The organism is Anaerocolumna chitinilytica (assembly GCF_014218355.1).
Lineage (GTDB): Bacteria > Bacillota > Clostridia > Lachnospirales > Lachnospiraceae > Anaerocolumna > Anaerocolumna chitinilytica.
The window spans coordinates 1,467,032-1,486,398 of sequence record NZ_AP023368.1 but is presented as its reverse complement, the minus strand read 5'-3'; the positions used below and the strand labels follow the sequence as shown (position 1 = coordinate 1,486,398).

Genomic DNA, 19,367 nt, shown 5'->3' with positions numbered 1-19,367 from the left:
GTTCAAATTTCCCATGTCATAAACGTGAGCGAAGAAAAGTAGATTAATTATAATATATATTTCGAAAAAAGAATAAATTATTAGTTCGTATCGCTAACTTTTCTTAAAACTTCGTATTCTATTTGCATATTCTTTCCTCTAATATATATTTCCCTGTATACCATACCACCGCTATAATTATATAGTCTAACAAGAATAACTTCATTGCCATTAATACTTCCCACCTCGACAGAAGTTATTTCTGAATCTAAGTAATCCCTATCTTCATGACAAATATAATCAATTCCTGTCAATCTTACTTCAATCTCAACTTGATCGTCAGTATTAACATCTTTAATACTACAATAATCAATGTTCAGTTCACTTAACAATTGCACTACTATTATCCTAAGTATTCCCTTTGTGTCATAATAAACTTGAGAAATATAACTGTCATGAAAAGAATTTTTTTCAAAATACTCATATATTCTCATTTGATTCTATTCCTCCATTCTTAATTCGGATATAAATGTGAAGGTTTTGAACCATCACGTACTGGATTCCCATTTTTATCAAGGTATCTGTCGTTTGGTCCTGTTGAGTCTGGATTATACCTATGATAGTGCCCTTCGCCATCCCCTTTTCCATCATACCTTACCTTTTCACCTGTCTCTGGATTCTCATATGTTTTATTCCCTGATTTATCTCTAGGGTCGGTCACATCCTTCCATCCTTGCTCAACTAATTCACTTGGGTCTTTAGGATAATCACCATCTCCATACGTTTTGTCTCCGCTCTTACCCACTTCCTCAGCATTCTGATCAGTCTTTTTCGCCTCAGCTAACAATTCATCTTCGCCTACATTAACTTTTTGAGCCGGCCATAAGAACGTAAAAACTCCTGTCAGGATGGCAGTAGCTGCTACATACGGATTAGATACTGCTACTTTTGCCACTTGTTCTTCAACAAACATTCCTCCTGTTACCGCTATCACGCCACTCGGATTAAATACAAATGAACTTTCCTGCTGCGTTTTAGGTTTGTTATTTGATCCATCAGTATTCCCCGTTCCTTTATCATCAACGGATTTCTTCGGAGGTGTTGACGTTGATTTTGTTGTATCTGTTGTTGTTTTAGTCTGGATTTTTACCGTTTCCAGTTTTTTATCTTCTGCCGTTACTTTACCCGAAAACTTCGCAACGTCCTTATCCGAATCAGCACGTATGTCTTTTCCCGGTGTTACCTTAACTTCGGTTCCATTTGCATTCGTTTTCCCTAGCGTTGCTGAGGTTATTACTATCTTATTGTCTTTTACCTCAGTCTGCACCGAACCTCCGTTGGTTGACGTTCTTACAGTCGACACATTCTCTAAGGCCTTGTTAACTGCCTTCTCAGGCATCAGTATCGTGCCATCCTTTATATCACCTGTCTTGGCAGTTGCAATAGAATCCCTTGCGGAGTCTTTTGCATAATCTGGCATATACGGGTTCTTCTCTATACTTGACAAGGTCTTAAGTGCCGTTAGTGACTGATTTCCAATGATTCCGTCTGCTTTCAGACCATAATCCTTCTGGAATTTGATGATGGCTGCTTCTGTTTTGGCACCAAAGACTCCATCCGGACTCTTGGTCCCTATATTATATCCAAGGTCCTTCAGCATTTCCTGTACCGCTACTACTCCGTCACCCTTTGCACCTTTCTTTAATACCGCATGCCCGGTCGGGTCTAAATACTGTATAGGGTCATTGTGGGCATAGGTGTATCGGTTCAGGCTCAGCGGATTATCATCTTCACCCCAGTAGCTGTCTTCCGACAGGAATCTTCCGATATAAGGGTCATAATATCTTGCCCTCAGGTAATACAGACCGGTCTCGGAATCATAGAATTCTCCCGCATACCTGATGGCGCATTCTGCTGTCTCAACCACTAATGTAGGATTTCCCCAGATATCATAGTCATAGTTATTCTGCACTTCTCCTGTTTTATCTACGGTCTGTACCACATCCCCATGTCCGTTGAACAGGAAGTAGGACGTTATGTCTCCTGCACTGATACTTGCTATGTAGTTGATGCCTTTTACATATCTTGTTCTTACCTTGTTGTTTGCATCTGTCTCAAGTATGACATTCTGTCTGTCATACAGGTAATTGGTTACTTCCTCCTTATATCCACCGGTTGATTTTTTTACGGTTTTACTTACTCTTAGATTATCACCATTATACAAGAATGCTGTTTCGGATCTTGCCCCTGTGGATATGTGTTCTGTATTTACAAGTCTGTCAAAGCCGTCAAAGGTGTTGTTTGTTCGGTCTATCAACAGGTCAGTCCCGTTCTCACTGTTCTCGTCATACACAGACCCTTTCGTCGACTGTCTCAGCTTGATATTATGGGGATGCGTCCAGCTTGCCGTATTACTCAGTTCGTTACCGTTGCCATCATAATAGTAATTGACCGTCTTACGCAGCACTTCTTTATTCGAATCATCATACATCCTCTCCACCAGCTTTTGCAGCTTACCTGCATTGGAATAGGTGTAATCCGTCTTCTTTAAGATATATTGTACATCTTTTCCCGATATGTCGTCAACAAAATCGGAAGGCTGCAGGGACTTGTAGGTTTCGTTTACTGCTATACGGTTTCCGGCGCCATCATAAGCATAAATATCAATCTTACCCGGACCGTCGACCTTTAGTATCCTACCTGCCTTGTCATAGGTATAGTTTGTAATTCCATAGTTATCGGTCTTTGTTGTCTGCCTGCCTGCCCCATCATAGGTATAGCGATAGCGTGATATTTCATCTCCGCCCGCTTTCTTATTAACTAGGGTTATGACCTTGTTGTCCTTATTGTATTCGTATACTTCTTTCACACCGCCGTCATAGGTAAGGGAGCTTCGGTTACCGTTCTCATCATATTGGTAGGTGAGCTTCCCTCCTTCAAAAGTCACGGTTTCCATACGGCTTGCTTTGTCATAGGTGTAAGCGGTGACATTTCCTGCTGCATCAATAACCTTTACTATATTTCCAATCTGATCATAGGTATAGCTTATCTGCGTTTGCCCCTTCTTCTTTATCACAGTCAGTCTGTTATTTGCATCATAGGTATAGACAGTATCCCCGCTTTCATCCGACATACCTGTTCTGTTACCTGCTGCATCATAGCTATAAGAGATACTGTCAGCCGTTTCCTCTACATTTTTCTTAAGAAGTAGCTTCCGGCTGTCATAGATGTAGTCTGTGTGGTATCCATTCCTGTCAGTCATTTGGACTACATTGCCTTCAAGGTCATACTGATACAGTGTGACTCCGCCATCTGCATCTTTCACGGATCTTAATTTGCCTAAGGCTCCATAAGTATAAGTGGTTGTCTTGCCGCGGCCATCCGTCATATAGAGCTTATTGCCTGCCAGATCATAAGTATAAGCGGTTTTTATTCCATTGGCATCTGTGACCCTGATAAGTCTTCCCGCACCGTCATACTCATATGAGGTAGGATTGCCAAGACCGTCCGTGACCTTGACTTTCTCTCCGTAATGGTTGTACTCATACCTTGTTTCATTTCCCTCACGGCTGGTTATCTTCACAAGTCTCCCAGCCAGATCATAGCTGTAAAGCTCAGGATTACCTTTTGCATCATACTCCTTTACCAAGTTTCCATTTACATCATAATCCCTGGTGCTTATAACAATGCCGAAGGGGTCCGTGGTAGTTTTGAGTCTGTTCAGCTTGTCATAGCTGTAAGTTATTGTACTGTTTTTTGCATTGGTGTCACTGATTTTATTACCGGCAAGGTCATAGTTATAGGTGAAGGTATAACCGGTGGCATCCGTAACTGTTTTTAATCGGTTTACGACATCATAAGTGTAACCTTTTTCAAACCCACGCTCATTAATTTCGCCTGTTTTGTTCCCTTCCGCATCATACTTGTAACTTATTTTTGTAAGATTGCTGTTTACTAATCTGGATACCGTCTGCACCCTATTCATAAAATCGTAAGTATAAGTAGTTATATTTCCTGATGGGCTGGTTTCCTTCGTCTTATTTCCTAATAAATCGTACTCATATTCAGTTATTAGTCTAACTCTGCCCTCATACCTGCTATCTGTAAGTGACCCGGAACCAGGCAGGCTCTCAAATTCGTATATATCCTGCTTGTCCGCCAGTTTTATGCTCTTTATAAGGCGATTACTATCATCATATACAGATTCTTGTATATGATAGATGGCATTACCTTCCGTATCTTTTGATCTCAGTCTTTCAAGCTTTATGAGATTTCCGTTCAGGTCATAGCTGTTTATGGATTTTGCTCCACTGTCATCCGTTGTAGTATAGGGAAGATTATTATCATAATAAGTATAGTTTGTGGTCCGCGTCGAGGTCTTGTCCTTTGTTCCTGTCCGTATAAGTGATTTGAGATTGCCCACCTCATCAAAGTAATATTTTTCTCTTGCATAAATTACGCTGCCGCTGCCATCTTTATCCAATGGCAGTCTTTTCTCGATTACTCTATTACTGGCATCATAGAGGTAAGTGGTCATACTGCCGTTCTTATCCTTTTGCGTGACCATGTTACCGTTCAGGTCGTATTTATACTCTACCTTGTTTTCGTAGGGATCCTTCACATATCTGAGACTTCCAAAGGCGTTATAGGCATAGGTAGTTACAAATCCCCGTTGATCCTTTGCTTCAATCTTTCTACCCAACAGGTCATAGAGATACTCTATGACTCCGCCATCGGCATAGCTTACCTTCAACAGTGTTTCATCCGTATTATATTCATATTGTGTGGTATTTCCCCTCTTATTTGTCTGTTTTATGAGGTTACCTCGTACATCATACTGATAGAGTGATTGGTTCCCAAGCGGGTCTTCCTGTGCAGTTACATGTCCCAGGGCATCATAGGTATATACTGTTCCTTTGGAGGAGTCAATATCGCCGTTATAGCGTAAGCCATCCACCATCTTATCAGGGTTACCGTTTTTGTCGTATCGGAGTACCTGAAGTACTTTACCTTCCGGAGAGATAGAAGACAGTCTCCGGTTCATACTGTCATAAGTGTAGGAAATTCCCTTCATGGTCGCAGCCTGCTCATCTGTATCTTTTTCGGCCTGATAATTATTCGGGGCAATTTCTTTGATAAGGTTTCCCATATTGTCGTAAATATAGCGTGTAATTGCGACGCCTTCACCTGCTGCAGGAGCTTTTTTACGAATAAGCCTATTTAAGCTGTCATATTCATAAAAGGTAGAAATCCCTCTTGCATTCTTTTCTTCTATCAGATTTCCGTTAAGGTCATAGGTATATAAGGTGGTATTTCCCAGGGCGTCTGTTTTTTTAACTAATCTTCCATCAAGATCATATCCATATTCCGTCAGGTTACCGTTTGCATCTAAAGTGCTCTTAATTTTACCGGTGCTGTCATATTCATTTTGGGTTTGCGCCTTTATTCTTGAAGCGTATTTCCCTTCTCCGGGCTTGGCATCACCAATAAGGTTCATATCCAGATCAGCGGTTTCTACCATTACAGCAGTATTGGTAACCCTTGACTGTATATCATAAGTGAATTCCGTAGCATTATAATCTCCTTCTGAAACCTTTTGTTCCCTTAAAACCAAGTTTCCTATCCGGTCATAGGTGTTAAGAGTTTCCCGCCCGTTTGGACCGGATGTACATATCAGTCTTCCCAGCTTATCATAAACATAGCTTACCTGGTCTCCTACAGATGTCCTGATACTCTGACCGCCTGCAGCAGGTACCTTTAGCTCCCATGTTTCACTTGATAGTAAACTGTTTGATTTGTCATAGCTGTTAGTAGTCTGCTTATAGTACCTAAAATTGTCCGCAGAACGTATAAAATCTTTTTCCGAAATAAGATTTCCGGATGGATCGTACTCAAAGTACTTTGAATTACCTGCTTTATCGGTACTTTGAATCTTCTGTCCCTTCTCATCATAGTTGAAAATTTCGGTCGTTCCGTCCGGATAATCTATTCTGTAAGGACTTCCGAATACATTATTATATATGGCTGTCTTAAAGCCTGCTCTGTCTGTTTTGAAAATCTCTGCATTACCGGTAAGATCATACTCATACTTCTCACCAATACCATCCTGAGAAACCTTACTTTTTAAAATACCATTTAAATAATATTCATAGGTTGTGGTTCCGCCCATCCCATCTTTTTCTGAGAGAGCCCTCCCGGAGCCGTCATAGGTATATTCCTTTACAGCCCGCTGTGCGGAAATAAACTTTATAACGCGGTTTGATGCATCATATTCATACAAACTGCCAATGGATGCTGATGGGTTTGATGCATTATATCCTTCTCCGTTAACACTCTTAATTATATTTCCTCTGCCGTCATATTCATTATAGGCAATAACTGTTCTGCCTGTGCCGTCAAAGACAGTGGTCTGTACCAGCCGGTTCAAGGCATCATACTCATATTCTGTTCCCGGAGCCGTATCAGTAGGTTGATTGTAGTAGCGGGAATCAATTTTCTTTATGCAGTTATTGTTCGCGTCATAGATATATCTTGTGGTATAACCGTATGGGTCTGATTCACCTGTGAGATTTCCGAGACCGTCATAGGTATATATTGTTGAGCAGTTCTGTTCGCTGCCGTTTACTGTGCGGGTTACTGTTTGTTTCACAAGGTTACCCTTTTTATCATACTGGTAGGAGCTGGTCTTTGTCATACCATCAGAAGTATACGGTTCCGACTTCGTCAACACTCTATTTCGGTAGTCATAGGTATATATAACCGTATCCTGAGTATCTCCGTTATAGGTTGTTTCGCTCAGAATATTCCCTTCATAATCAAGAATGTATGCCCTTTTGTAATGTCCTTGCTCCGCGGTAACTTTTAATCCGGCATATCCGACCATGGATTTCTCTTCTTCCACAACTTTATCATGAAAATCATATTTGTATGACTCTCTGATATATTTGGTTCCGGCTGTATCTATGAATTCCATGACCTCCTGCTTATTACCGTTATTATCATAGGTATAACGGATATGCCCGCTTCTATTGGTGTCTATATGCTTATACTCGTTAGTAATGCGATTCATTGAATTATATTCATAATCGCTTAGAGAAGATCTGCTGTCTTTTCCATTTGATACCTTTCCCTGCAAAAGCTTGGTAATGTTGTTCGCGTTATCATAAGAATACTTCGTATAATCGTAATCTGACGAGCCCTTTAGGGACACTCTTTCCTCTGTAATTCTTCCTGCAGCATCATATATGCTTTGTGTAGTTCTGTTTCCCGGCTCTTCTGTAGTTAACACCTTACCGGTATTGCTATATGTGAGCAGTGACTTGTTGTTTAATGCATCTGTCTTCTCAATGATTCTTCCAAGTCCGTCATATACAAACTGTGTTTTATAACCTTTTGCATCTGTGACGCTGGTTTGATTTCCCTCATAATCATAAGTGTAGATAGTTGCATCTATCACGGTGTTGTCTTTTACAGGAGATATCTCTTCTTTTATAAGCCTGTTCAGAATATCATAACTATACTTTTTTTGATACCCTTCTTCATCGGTAATTGCCACTGTTTGCCACAAACCAGCATCTGAAGCATACTCGTAGCTTACGGATAGACTTTCCTTGCGTGTTACATCGTTTTCATAATATTCCTTTTTTACTAGCCGGTCTGCGCTGTCATATGTAAATCTTGTACTTTGCCCATTAGAATCGATAGTCTTTCGTTTATTCCCTCTATAGTCGTACTCCGTTTTCTCCAGATTAACCCATTTGTTTTTATCATATATGCTGTAGGCTACAAGATTTCCTAAAACATCATATTCATATAGGAATTTATTTCCTTTCGGATCAGTGTATTCAATCGTGCTATTTTTACCTACAGAGTCCGTATAGGAATATTGTTTGGTGGTTCCATCGGCAAATGTTTCTCTGATAAGCCTTTCAAGAGAATCATACCCATACTCGGTTCTATTTCCGTTACCATCCACTTCCGCTTTCTTATTTCCGGTATTGAAATAATACGAATATGACTGGGAAACCTCGGCACCATCTACCACCGCATACTGTTTGGTAAGAAAAACGCCTTTCTGGTCCACTCCATCGGCATCTTTGCCATACTCATAACTGGTAACATAGTCCTTTTCAGGGGAATGAACCGTCTTACGAATCATATTCCCGTAGCTGTCGTATTCATACTCAGTCAGTGCACTGTCACCGTTTCCACTTGCATTTATATGCTCTTCCCTTATAATATTGCCTTTATCATCCGGTGTAAACTTAATCTGACTAAGGGTTTTTTCATTCTGATGCCAGGTCTTTAAAATAAGAACATGATACCGCTGGTAATCATAAGAATAGGTAACCGTATGAGGATCATTTTCCTTTACTGTCCCATCAGAATTCCTTACGGCCTCCGGTCCCGTATAGTTTGTAAGGTTTCCATATTCGTCATATCTAAAATTTTCATATTTTATAGCAGGTTTACTCTGTACAGCTCCGTTTATATTATAAAAGGTCTGCATGGTCATGACAGGGAGCTTCATTTCATCATGCTTTGTTACTGTGACGATTTTATGATCGCTTCCTGTTTCTTCTGTAAGAACTGCTTCCTGCAGACCATTATACGTATATTGGGTCGTTACAAGCCCTGTTTCGCTGTCATCACTATATTCAACCTTCTTGGTATAATATTTATAGGTATCCTTAAGGTATGTATTATCCTCACTATATTTCGGGATACCAAATCCATCCGCCTCATTGGTATAGGTATACGTCAGGTGATTTTTAGCATCACAGATAAATTTATTCAGGAAATCGGTTTTAGAGTCATCAAAGCCTTTCTTTTCCAGCTCTTTTACATCCACAATCTTACGGTATTGCATACTGCCCGAATTTCCGTTAAGCTTTTTGGTATACATGCTATATTCATATCTTTTTATCTTGTTGCTCTTGCAATAATCCACCTGTACAAGATTCTCATATTTGTTATAGGCACTATAGGTCTTGCCATTCATATAGGTGAAACCAAGTTCCGGCTGTTCATACCAGAAATGATATTTGACTTTTCCATCGATGTCATATACCCTTTGGAGCCTGGTTCTGATTACGCTGTTTTGACTGCTGATAAGTGCAGCCGTTTTATCATATACTATTTTTTTACCATCGGGAAGATTAACTACAACTTGAAACTTCCCTTCCAAATCTCCTGTATTTGAACTATTCGGATTCTGGGATGCTTTGTAGCTGTCGTCAGCCGAATAGCTTCCATTCTTTATAGCTCCCGGCTTATAAGAGTAATCCTCATTATAATCAATGGTTACGACTCTGCCGACTGTATCTGTTATCCGCGAAATCAGTTCTTTGGTTCTGTTTGTTCCGTCAATGGTATAGTTTTGTGTGACATATTCGAATTTTATTGTATTACCATACCTGTCAACGATTCCAAGCACCCTGCCATCTTCCGAAAAGTAAGTTTTCTTCCCATCCTTACCTGACATTACGTATTTGGAGGTACCATCCTTCTGTCCGTTTGTATATCCGGTACTTTCCTGAACTGTTACATCCTTTACAGTCTGTCCGTCAGGCAGGTAAATTGTCTTGTCTTCCTGCAGGTAAGCTCTTAGCCTATATACATCTCCGCTTTCCGTATGCAGGAACATATAGCTTGAGTTGTCGGAATTTTTTCTTACCTCTATTGCCGGAAAGGAAAATCTCATTCCTATACCAATATCATACCTGTCTTCATAAAAAGATGTGGTATTGGCATCGGAATAAACGGTGTCTACCCAGGCACCATTTGAGTATTCAGTCTTCATATCTTTCACATTAGAAGCACCGCTCTTATAGATTCTTTTTATTTCCAGATTAAGACCATTACGGCCTGGCAGTGTATAATCTGTTTGTTGAAGTGTCAATTCACCGCTTTGCGGGCTTATGGACTCCTCTTCTGCATTATTTTTCAAATACACCGGTGACAGTTTCGTGTTGTACTGACCTGTTGGTCCAGCCAGATTATTTAGATTATCCTCTAAAGTTTCTGCAAATACGGCTTTTGCCGGTATAAGCAGCATGACCGTTAATATCAAGAATATCGTAATGACATGCTTTTTCATCCGTTTAACCCCGTTCCAAAAATTTAGTAGTATTTCTGGGTGTAATATTTATCTAATAATTCTTCTTCCTTTGTCCCCTCTTTTAGTTCCTTCATTACGGTATCAGCTTTCTGCCCTAACTTCTTAGCAATAACATAGCCTTTAACCACAAGGTCCCTGTCCATTCCAGTATTGACGTATTTATCGATTTGTTCAGGAGATACAGATACCCGCAAAAGAGTCTCGTCACCATTCACAATATCGAGTCCTGCATTGATATCCTTCCAGGACTTTCCTTCCATTCGCTTTTCCATTACTTCCTGATATGTTCTCCCCGTTTTTTGTGATACCCTGTCAGCTATCATGATATCATCTGCCGTAATTCCCGGAACCTTCAATAATTCTTCAAGATAACCATCATCGAAGGATCTTGGTACGAATTCCGGATTCTTTTTGTTATATCCTATGAATATATCTGCCCAGTCTTTCCCCGATTCCTTTTTTTGAACCAGGGTTTCAATTTCCTGGAGCTTTCCATATTTATCATTAAGAAAGGAATACGCTGTGAGGATATCGGAAAGGTTATGGCCTTCTCCCAATAACCTGTCCATTTCATTTTTGTATTTTTCGTGTACATTAAGCGATTCCAGTAATTCCGTATAATTGTCAGTATTTGCTTCAGATTTTACGCTACCTGATAACCTGATTACCTCCTTTGTTTCGCCAGGTAAAGCAGTACTCTTTGGTTCCTTATCTGTTAAACCAGAAACAACTTTCGTATCTGCCTCTATCTTTGTATTTTTCTCTGCTTCTTCATTTTTCACTGCTTCCTTACCTGAAAGGGTTGCCAATAAGTTCTTACTTTGTCCGGTCGCAGCTGAATATACTGCCACCCCAGCTGATAAAAGCAGCAGTGTCACTATAAAAATTGAGCTTAATAATTTCAAAAGCTTTTTCATTTTTCTTCTCCTCACTACTATTTTAAGGGATTAATTTGCTGTATCTCTTCCAGAATATCTTCACCTGGATCTCTCGGAGTTACATCCGTTACCTCCGGAAGGGGTGATTTCGGCTTGTCATCCGCTTTCCATCCCAAATTATCAGAAGGCTTGCTACCGGAATCTGTAACTTCCTTGGTGTCATTATTCACATTACTTTGCTGTATCGTTTTCAGCATTTCATTTTCGATATCAGACATTGTAATGATCTTTTTGTTTCCGGCTTCGAGATTTTTATCATTTTTCTTTTTCTGATAAGCCTGACGGTCTGTAAGGTAATCTTCTAAATTAATATCCACTTGCAGCGAATATAGATATTCATCCATAACCTGTTCCATACTACCAAAGGCAGCTTTCAATTTTAGCATTAAAGTTATGGCATTTTTAATATTAAGTTTTTCTTCCAGTTCCTTATAAACAGCTGTACTATCACCATTCTCACTCGTAACTTCACCGGTCTCCGGCATTTCTTTTACAGCAGATATCGTTTCATTACCATTACTGCTTGTTATTTCCTGTAATTGGAATTGGATTCTCTCTGCAATCAATGTAGCTTGTTGTATTTCCTCCTTGGTAAAGCCCGCACCCAGTAGCATTTTTACATCTTTTTCTCCTAGCGCCTCTTCGGTTAAGAGCTTATCCATTTGATTTCTATCTTCCGTGCTTCCACCCTTGCCTTTTAGCTCTTCCAGAATTTCATTCCAAGACTTCCCGTCCTTTCTAAGGGTAAGAATTTTATCAACATCTACTCCGGTAGAACTTGAGATATCAGCTGCCATTTTTCGCTCGTTCGAATTGGCAGCTAAGATCGGCAGACGACTGGGATACCCTACAAACATTGGGACCATGGTAATCATTACACATACAGCCAGAACAACAGCTATACCTTTTTTATGTCTTAATATAAAGATTTTCATTTGCTCCCCCTTATTCTACTGTCAGATCAAGTTTGGAATTGCCTGTAAATTTAGCCTTAAAAGCTAAACAGGTAATCTCTCCTGACCATGATGTACCTGGCGTAATACTTTCATTTACTTTAATTTCTATCCGTCCCGCGGAGTATTTTACAATCAAATTGGTCCCTGGTATATTTCCGTCAGTCATTGTATCCGTTGAAGGAGTTCCTTTATACAAATCTGTTATTTCAAGTTCACTTGGATCATACAATACAACGAAGGTCATACTGCCAAAGTCCTGTACGTTATCGGCAAGTATGGAAAACTCAATCTCTTTGCCTTTCACACATTTTGCAACATAGGTCGGGCTGGTGGTACTTACTGTTATTGATGGGCTCCACGCCGTTACACCTGTTGTATTTTTGGCACGTACTCTATAGGTATGCGTGGTTCCGGATTTCAAGTCAATATGGTTATATACTGTGTCTGTCAGGTTCTCTACCGTTTCTCCATCAATCTCCAGGTCATAACCTTCCGTTCCTTCTACTCTGGTCCATTCTAGTTCAATGGAGTTGTTCCCTGGATAGGCTTTTATATTCACCGGAGCATCAGGAAGCGGAGGCATAGTGGATAGCGAAAGAGTAGCACACCACTGTTCCAAGCCGCTTCTGTCCCTGACTCTGATTCTGTAAGTATGGTAACTATCCGGCTTAAGTCCGGTGTGATTGTAAATAGTATTCAATCCGTTGTCATAAATCTTTCCGTCAACTTCAATATCGTACTTTCCTTCATAGGCTTTTGCGTCCCATGAAAGCATTATGCTGTTGGTTGTAACTACTGCGACAATATTGGTGAGAGATACTGCTGCATTATCTGCCGGTATGGACGAAACAGTTATTTCCCTGCTCCAGTCGCTATATCCGCTGATGTTTTTTGCACGAACCCTGTATGTATGGTTTGTCCCGGCACTTAAACCTTCATGCACAAAAGCCTCGTCTGTAACACTCTGTATGGATGAGCCGTCAAGTTCCACCTCATAACTCGCTGCATATGGCACCTTATACCACGAAAGTGATATTGATGCTTTTCCTGAGGTAGCAAGGATATTGGTAGGTGTTGATGGTTCCTCCGGCCAGGTAGTTACATCTATTTTTTCACTCCATTCACTTTCTCCGCCCCTGTTAACCGCTTTTATCTGATAGGTATGTCCTGATAGAGGCATTAAATTTTCATGTGTAAAGGTTGTATTTTTTCCATTATCTATTTTTATTCCATCAACCATGATCCAATAAGCTTCCGCTCTCTCCACTGAGTCCCATGTCAGTTTTATTTTATATTTAGAAGCTTCTGTAGTAATGCTTTCCGGCGTGCAGGGAGGGTCAGGTAAGGTTGTTATCTTAAGAGGTTCTGTCCATGAACTTTCTCCTCCTACATTATAAGCACGTAACCGGAAGCTATAGGATGTATCTGGTGTTACAGTGGATAGCTCATACTGTGTTGCGGTACCGTCTGTTATATTGACTATCCTAGACCCATTGATCTCGATTTGATAGCCAAAAGCATTTGTGGCCCAGTCCCAGCCCAGTGTAATAAGCTTGTTTGTGACATTTCCAGCCGCAAAGTTTACAGGAGTTGCCGGTGGATCTATAATCGTATATTGAGTGTAGGATTTACTCCATAGACCTGCTCCTGCTGAGTTAATGGTTCTAACCCTGTATGTATGCTGTGTTCCAGGCTGAAGACCTTCGTGCTTATAGGATGTAGTCGTACCTGTTGAAATTACGCTTCCCCCGTCAAGCTCCACTTCATATCTGGAAGCTCCTGTGACTGCGCTCCAGGAAATATTCATAGCATTACGCTCCGCCTTTACTACCACATCCGAAGGCGGTGTTGAAAATGTTTTGCAGCTTATCTGATTACTGAGAGCAGTTTCAATATTTTCTGCATTTTTTGCTTTCACATTAAAGGTATATTGAATCCCTGACTGTAAACCACTCAGATGCAATACTTTTCCAGAAGCGGTCTGCCACTGCGCTGACGGTATCTGAGGTGAGACAACCTGATACAGAGTAGCAGACGGATTATTATCTGTTAATGCAATGTCGATGGCATTTTCTGCTGTATTCTTCACGGTAATGGTTGGAGTCTGAGCCTTTGTATAAATATTTCCTGGAACTACGGCGATATTTCCTACCTTATCCTGTGCTTCGAATTTTACCGGATAAAGGGTATTGGGAATTAATGAAGAAAAAACCGCAGATGTATTCGTCCCCCAGGAGGTAGAGGAACTGCCAGCTGTAAAGCGGTAAGGAGTTATATCTAATCCGGATAATGAATCACCGGCACTTCCTGAAACCACTATGCTACTATCCGTTGATGAAAAAGACGCATTGGATGTCACCGGCGCAGTTTTATCAACTTTTATGCTCATACTTCCCTGTACGGTATCCCTGGCATCAGAAACAGTAAATCTCAAGGTATGGTTTCCTTCCCCCAGGGCAGATACATTAAATGTATTAAAGCTGACGATCTGCGGAGTTTTTGTATTCGTAATAGTTCTTGTTTCTCTCTGAGTTCCCTCAGAATCAACGAACAGCTTACATGTCAGTGCATCTCCATCCGCATCCGATACGGACAAGGTAGGAATAAACGTATTTTTTGTTCCGCCAAAAAAGCTATCTGACGGTGGAGACATAATATCAAACTTTGGTATTGCTTGTATCTGTTTAAAAATACTTGTCAGATTTGTTCCAAAACCACTGTATAAATCCAGATATAGCCCGCCTGTGGCACTGGATAAAGACTGAAACTGACTCTTAATGTAATCTATGCCCACTGTTGTGAGGGTGATATCAAAATTATTCAAAAGATTTTGTGTTCCCTCAATGGTATTTCCTCTTATACTTGTAACTACTTCGTCTCCAATAAGAACAAAGTATTTGATAGCATCAACTTGAAAGACCGAATTCTGGACTGCATCTTCTATTGCATCTAGGCCCTCCTCGTTAACACCATCGACATAAACCCCATCAAGCCACTGTCTGAATACATTAACATCTGATGTAAAGCCATAATTAGTTGGATAGGTTTCATATGTCACAAGGCCAAGTCGATAACTAATGCCTTGATTTTGTAATGCAGCTGTAAAATTCCCTATTTCATTTCTGACATTACTGATACTAGACCCCATACTCCCTGATCTGTCTATAAGAAATATGATATCAATCTTGTTTCCGGCATAAACCGATGATGATTGCGTCCATGAGAGCAAAAGCATACAAGCTATAAAACAAATGATTTTTAATTTTTTCATCCCAACCTCCAAACCTTCTTCATTTTCCTTCCGTTTATGTGGAGAATCTCAAAGGCATAAACGGAAGGGAAAAATATATTTTTTACTAATCAATACTATATGTTACACCGGAAGGTGTATTGGTTTTTGATATAAACTTTATTACATTTGTTTGAGTTTCGTCTGTATCAAGAAACCGGAAAACAATCCTGCCCTTTTTAAACTCATCAATTACAATTCTTTTTCCGTCCACCTTTCCGGTCGTTATATCTGATTTTTGTGTAGCTCCACATAAATCTAATACTTCAAGTTCATCTGCATTATAATTTACTGTAACCGTAATTTCACCGGAGGTTTCTTTCGCAGGAGCAACTACGACAAAATTAAACATCGTATCTGCCGGAATATTTATTACAAGCTCAGGAATTGTATTATCGGTGATAATCTCACTCCATTCACCCACACCCTCTTTACCTCTGGCCCTTACGCGATAAGAGTGCATTGTATTTGGTTGAAGGGCATCATGTATGTACTTATTATTTTCAATATTTTTAAATACCTCTCCGTCTGCTTCCACATCATAACCTGTAGCTCCTTCCACAGGATCCCACATAATTACCATCTTTGTTGTTTGAGGTTCGGTTCCTAGATTTAATGGTATTCCCAATGAAGTCTCTGCTTGGATAAAATCACTCCATTCCCCTACTGTTTTTAGGTTTTTTGCCCTAACCCTATAAACATGTGAACTTAATGATAACAATCCCTCATGTAAATACATTGTTTCGTTTCCATTATTCATTAAGTGCCCGTCCACCTCTATATCATAGCCTGTTGCCCCTTTGACTTCATCCCATACTAAAGTAATACTTCTGCTCGCTGCTATCGCTTTTATGTTCCCTGGAATCCCCAGATTGCTTGGGGTTATGATCGCACCGCTCCATGCACTCAGCTCCTGGCCCCACTCTCCTGAAATCCCACTACTTTTAGCCCGCACTATATAAATATGGGTAGAACCGGGTTCCAAACCTGTGTGGGTATAGGAAGTACTCGTGCCGTTATCTATGATTACTCCGTCTACCATAACATCATAACCATCGGCTCCTTGTACTTTATCCCACATAATTGTTATGGATGTCGCTGATGTGGTTGTTGACCGTAGATTAGACGGTGTACCAAGTGAAGTTGATTTTGTAACAATTTCACTCCATTGTGACGCTCCTGCAGCATTCTTTGCTCTTACCCTGTATTTATGGACAGATCCAGGCAGCAAACCTTTATGATTATAAAATGTATTCATTCCGGTATTGATGATTGTGCCATCTGCTTCAAGTTCGTAGCCTTGGGCCCCGACTACCGGATCCCAGGTTAATGTAATCTCTGAACTGGTTGCATTTGCTGATAAATTCGCCGGAACACCCGTATAAGTTTTCCTTGTTATTTCTTCGCTCCATGCGCTGACAGCAGTTCCATTTTTGGCTCTTACTCTATAGAAATGTTCTGTATTTGGCAAAAACCCTTCATGGGTATAGGAAGTTAAGTTTTTATTGTTTATCATCACACCATCGACTTCAATATCATATCCGTCAGCATTTTCTACAGCATCCCATGTTACGATAATTCCATCCGGAGTAACTCTTGCTCCCAGATTGGATGGTATCTGCAATAAGGTCGATGCATATATTATTTCACTCCAGTTACTCACTCCGCCGGTATTTTTTGATCTAACTCTGTAAAAGTGCCCTGTATAAGGAGATAAGCCTGTATGCATATAGTAAGCTGCGGAAGTTGAAATTATCGACTCACCGTCAACCTCCACATCATAACCATCAGCTCCGGCCGCTGAATCCCAAGTGAGCCTGATTCCATTATCAGACGATGTATATTTTATATTTGATGGTACGGAAGAAAGCGTTGATTTTGCAATAATACCGCTCCATTTTCCAGCTCCGCTTGAATTTTTCGCCCTGACTCTATAGGTCTGCTGTAAATTGGAATCAAGGCCCGTCTGTATATAGGTTGTATTTAAACCATTATCAACAGGAGCTCCTTGTACTTCCACATCATATCCGTTTGCACCTATAACCGAATCCCATGAAAGGCTTATAGAATTGCCCATACCGGAAGCTGATATGTTTTGTGGTATATCGGGCAGGGTCCAAACCTCGATAGGATCAGTCCAGTCTCCGTTCATAATTGGGTTAACCGCTCTTACTCTATATGTATGCAACGTCCCGGGAGTTAGATTTTCTTGAACATAGGAAGTACTCATCCCTTGATTCAAAATCGTCCCATCAACCTCTACCTGAAAACCTTTCGCTCCTTCAACAGGATCCCAGGATAAATTAATTTCCTTCTCTGTTGCAATGGATCTTATATTCTGAGGCACCCCAAACAAAAGACCTTCACCCCAGACCAGTTTTCCTTTTATATATACACCTATCTTCGTCCACTCGGTGTAATCACTTGCACCGGCATTAAAAGAATAATCATTGGATTGCGTATAATTGCTCCAGTCATTTTTTGCAAATCTTGTTTGTATCTCTTCAAAGTCTCCTGCAATTAAGGAACCACTCCCAGGCTTGAAACCCAGTTCATAATAATAATCAAGACCGTTTGCTATAAAGGGAATTTTTACGAATGTGCCCGTCACATTATCACTTCCAGCACTTGACCAGTCACACCAAAAATTTTGATCCTTTTCCCCATCAATGGTGTAATAGTATCTTATTTTTACATCTTCCAGGTCAAAGGGCAGTGTTCCGGTATTATATAGCTTAAACCATGGATATATGGTAGTTGACGAATCATTTCTCCCATTATTAAACATCTTAACACCAGCTGAAGTAATCTGCGGCATCAGTATGCTAGGTTCTTCACCCCAAACTACTTTTCCACCGGCATAAACCACTGCTTTACTCCAATCCTGGTAATTTGTAGAAGTACTGTTGAAGGAGTAATCATCTGACTGCTTGTAATTATTCCAGTCGGTTCGTGCAAACCTTGTTTTAATCTCAACATTGGAGCCAGCCCCCAAACTCCCGCTGCCGTCTATAAATCCTATTTCCACATAGGTATCGGCCCCCTGATAAAGAGGGTCATTTCTTATAATAGTCCCTTTCACATTTGAAGTGCCTGCACTGGACCAATCGCACCAGAAATTCTGGGATATCTCACCACCCAGCATGTAATAATATCTAATTTTTAAATCAGAAAGACTTACCGATTCATCTCCATTATTAATAATTCTGAAATTTGCATAGATTGTATTGCTGGTTTCGCTTCTGTCAACATTATACATCTGCAGCTGTATAGCAGCAGGTGTAACTGCCTGAACCATTGCTGATGGTTCTATGTCCAGTGAACCTGTAATCTCTTCTTCCTGTCCGCTTTCCTCGGAATAACCCGTTCCCTCTGCAAAAACATAATTATATATATCAAGCACTTGTAATAACATAATGATGCAAATGAAAATTGACAGTTTTTTAATATGCTGTTTCACTTTCCCCACCTCCATATATTTATCTTTTATATACTAACTTATTGGTTTATACAGCCACAATTAGGACTCTGCATGCATGTATATGTAGATAGTTATACTATTCCCTCATTTATTAATCTCCTTTCTTGATTGTTATTTATGAACAGTAATGATGATATTTCAAATAGACTTCATTACTATTAATTTACAGTATTTCTAAATCTCATTTAGGGGTTAAAAGAATTCTTTTTATGATTGTTTCCAGACCTAAGCTTATCCCGAACATCTTTGTTTGATTACTTTAATATGTGATAAACATCATTGGATTGGCTTTATACATCTTACATCCGAGTGGACCGGCGACTTCACCCATTAGAATGTGTGCCCTCAAGACACAATATAAAAAAGCCTGATCGCAAAAAACGATACAGGCATACTATTACCTAGTAGTAATGGTAATCTTCGGTAACCTGGCTACCGTACCCTTCAGGGGTTAGGCCCATGGCTTTGCGTCCGCAGCTTTCGCTGCGTTTGCCTTTATCGGTAAAACAATTGTATATGATTAGTAAAACTTACCATATTACTCATATTACCAATTTTGTCTTATTATGTCAAAACAATAATTCCCAGATTTCGCCCATCAATA

General features: G+C 40.1%; 6 protein-coding genes and 1 riboswitch. All 6 genes read right to left on the bottom strand.

Annotation, left to right across the window (positions count from 1 at the left end; all coding sequences use genetic code 11):
- Nucleotides 1–80: 80 nt before the first annotated feature.
- Complete coding sequence (locus bsdcttw_RS06425) at nt 81–473, bottom strand: hypothetical protein (protein ID WP_185258559.1); 393 nt, start codon at nt 471–473, stop codon at nt 81–83.
- Between the two features lie 20 nt (nt 474–493).
- A complete protein-coding gene (locus bsdcttw_RS06420; RefSeq protein WP_185258558.1) occupies nt 494–10,078 on the bottom strand; it encodes an RHS repeat-associated core domain-containing protein in 9,585 nt (3,194 codons plus the stop codon).
- 23 nt (nt 10,079–10,101) lie between these two features.
- Entirely contained in the window at nt 10,102–11,016 is a 915-nt protein-coding gene (locus bsdcttw_RS06415; RefSeq protein ID WP_185258557.1) for a hypothetical protein, read from the bottom strand.
- Between the two features lie 17 nt (nt 11,017–11,033).
- Nucleotides 11,034–11,972 (bottom strand): hypothetical protein, encoded by a 939-nt coding sequence (locus tag bsdcttw_RS06410; protein ID WP_185258556.1) that lies wholly within the window; start codon nt 11,970–11,972, stop codon nt 11,034–11,036.
- A gap of 10 nt (nt 11,973–11,982) precedes the next feature.
- Nucleotides 11,983–15,264, bottom strand: a complete 3,282-nt coding sequence (locus bsdcttw_RS06405) for a fibronectin type III domain-containing protein (RefSeq protein WP_185258555.1) — start codon at nt 15,262–15,264, stop codon at nt 11,983–11,985.
- Between the two features lie 85 nt (nt 15,265–15,349).
- Entirely contained in the window at nt 15,350–18,742 is a 3,393-nt protein-coding gene (locus bsdcttw_RS06400) for a fibronectin type III domain-containing protein (RefSeq protein WP_185258554.1), read from the bottom strand.
- 440 nt (nt 18,743–19,182) lie between these two features.
- A riboswitch (cyclic di-GMP riboswitch) is annotated at nt 19,183–19,267 on the bottom strand.
- Between the last annotated feature and the right edge of the window lie 100 nt (nt 19,268–19,367).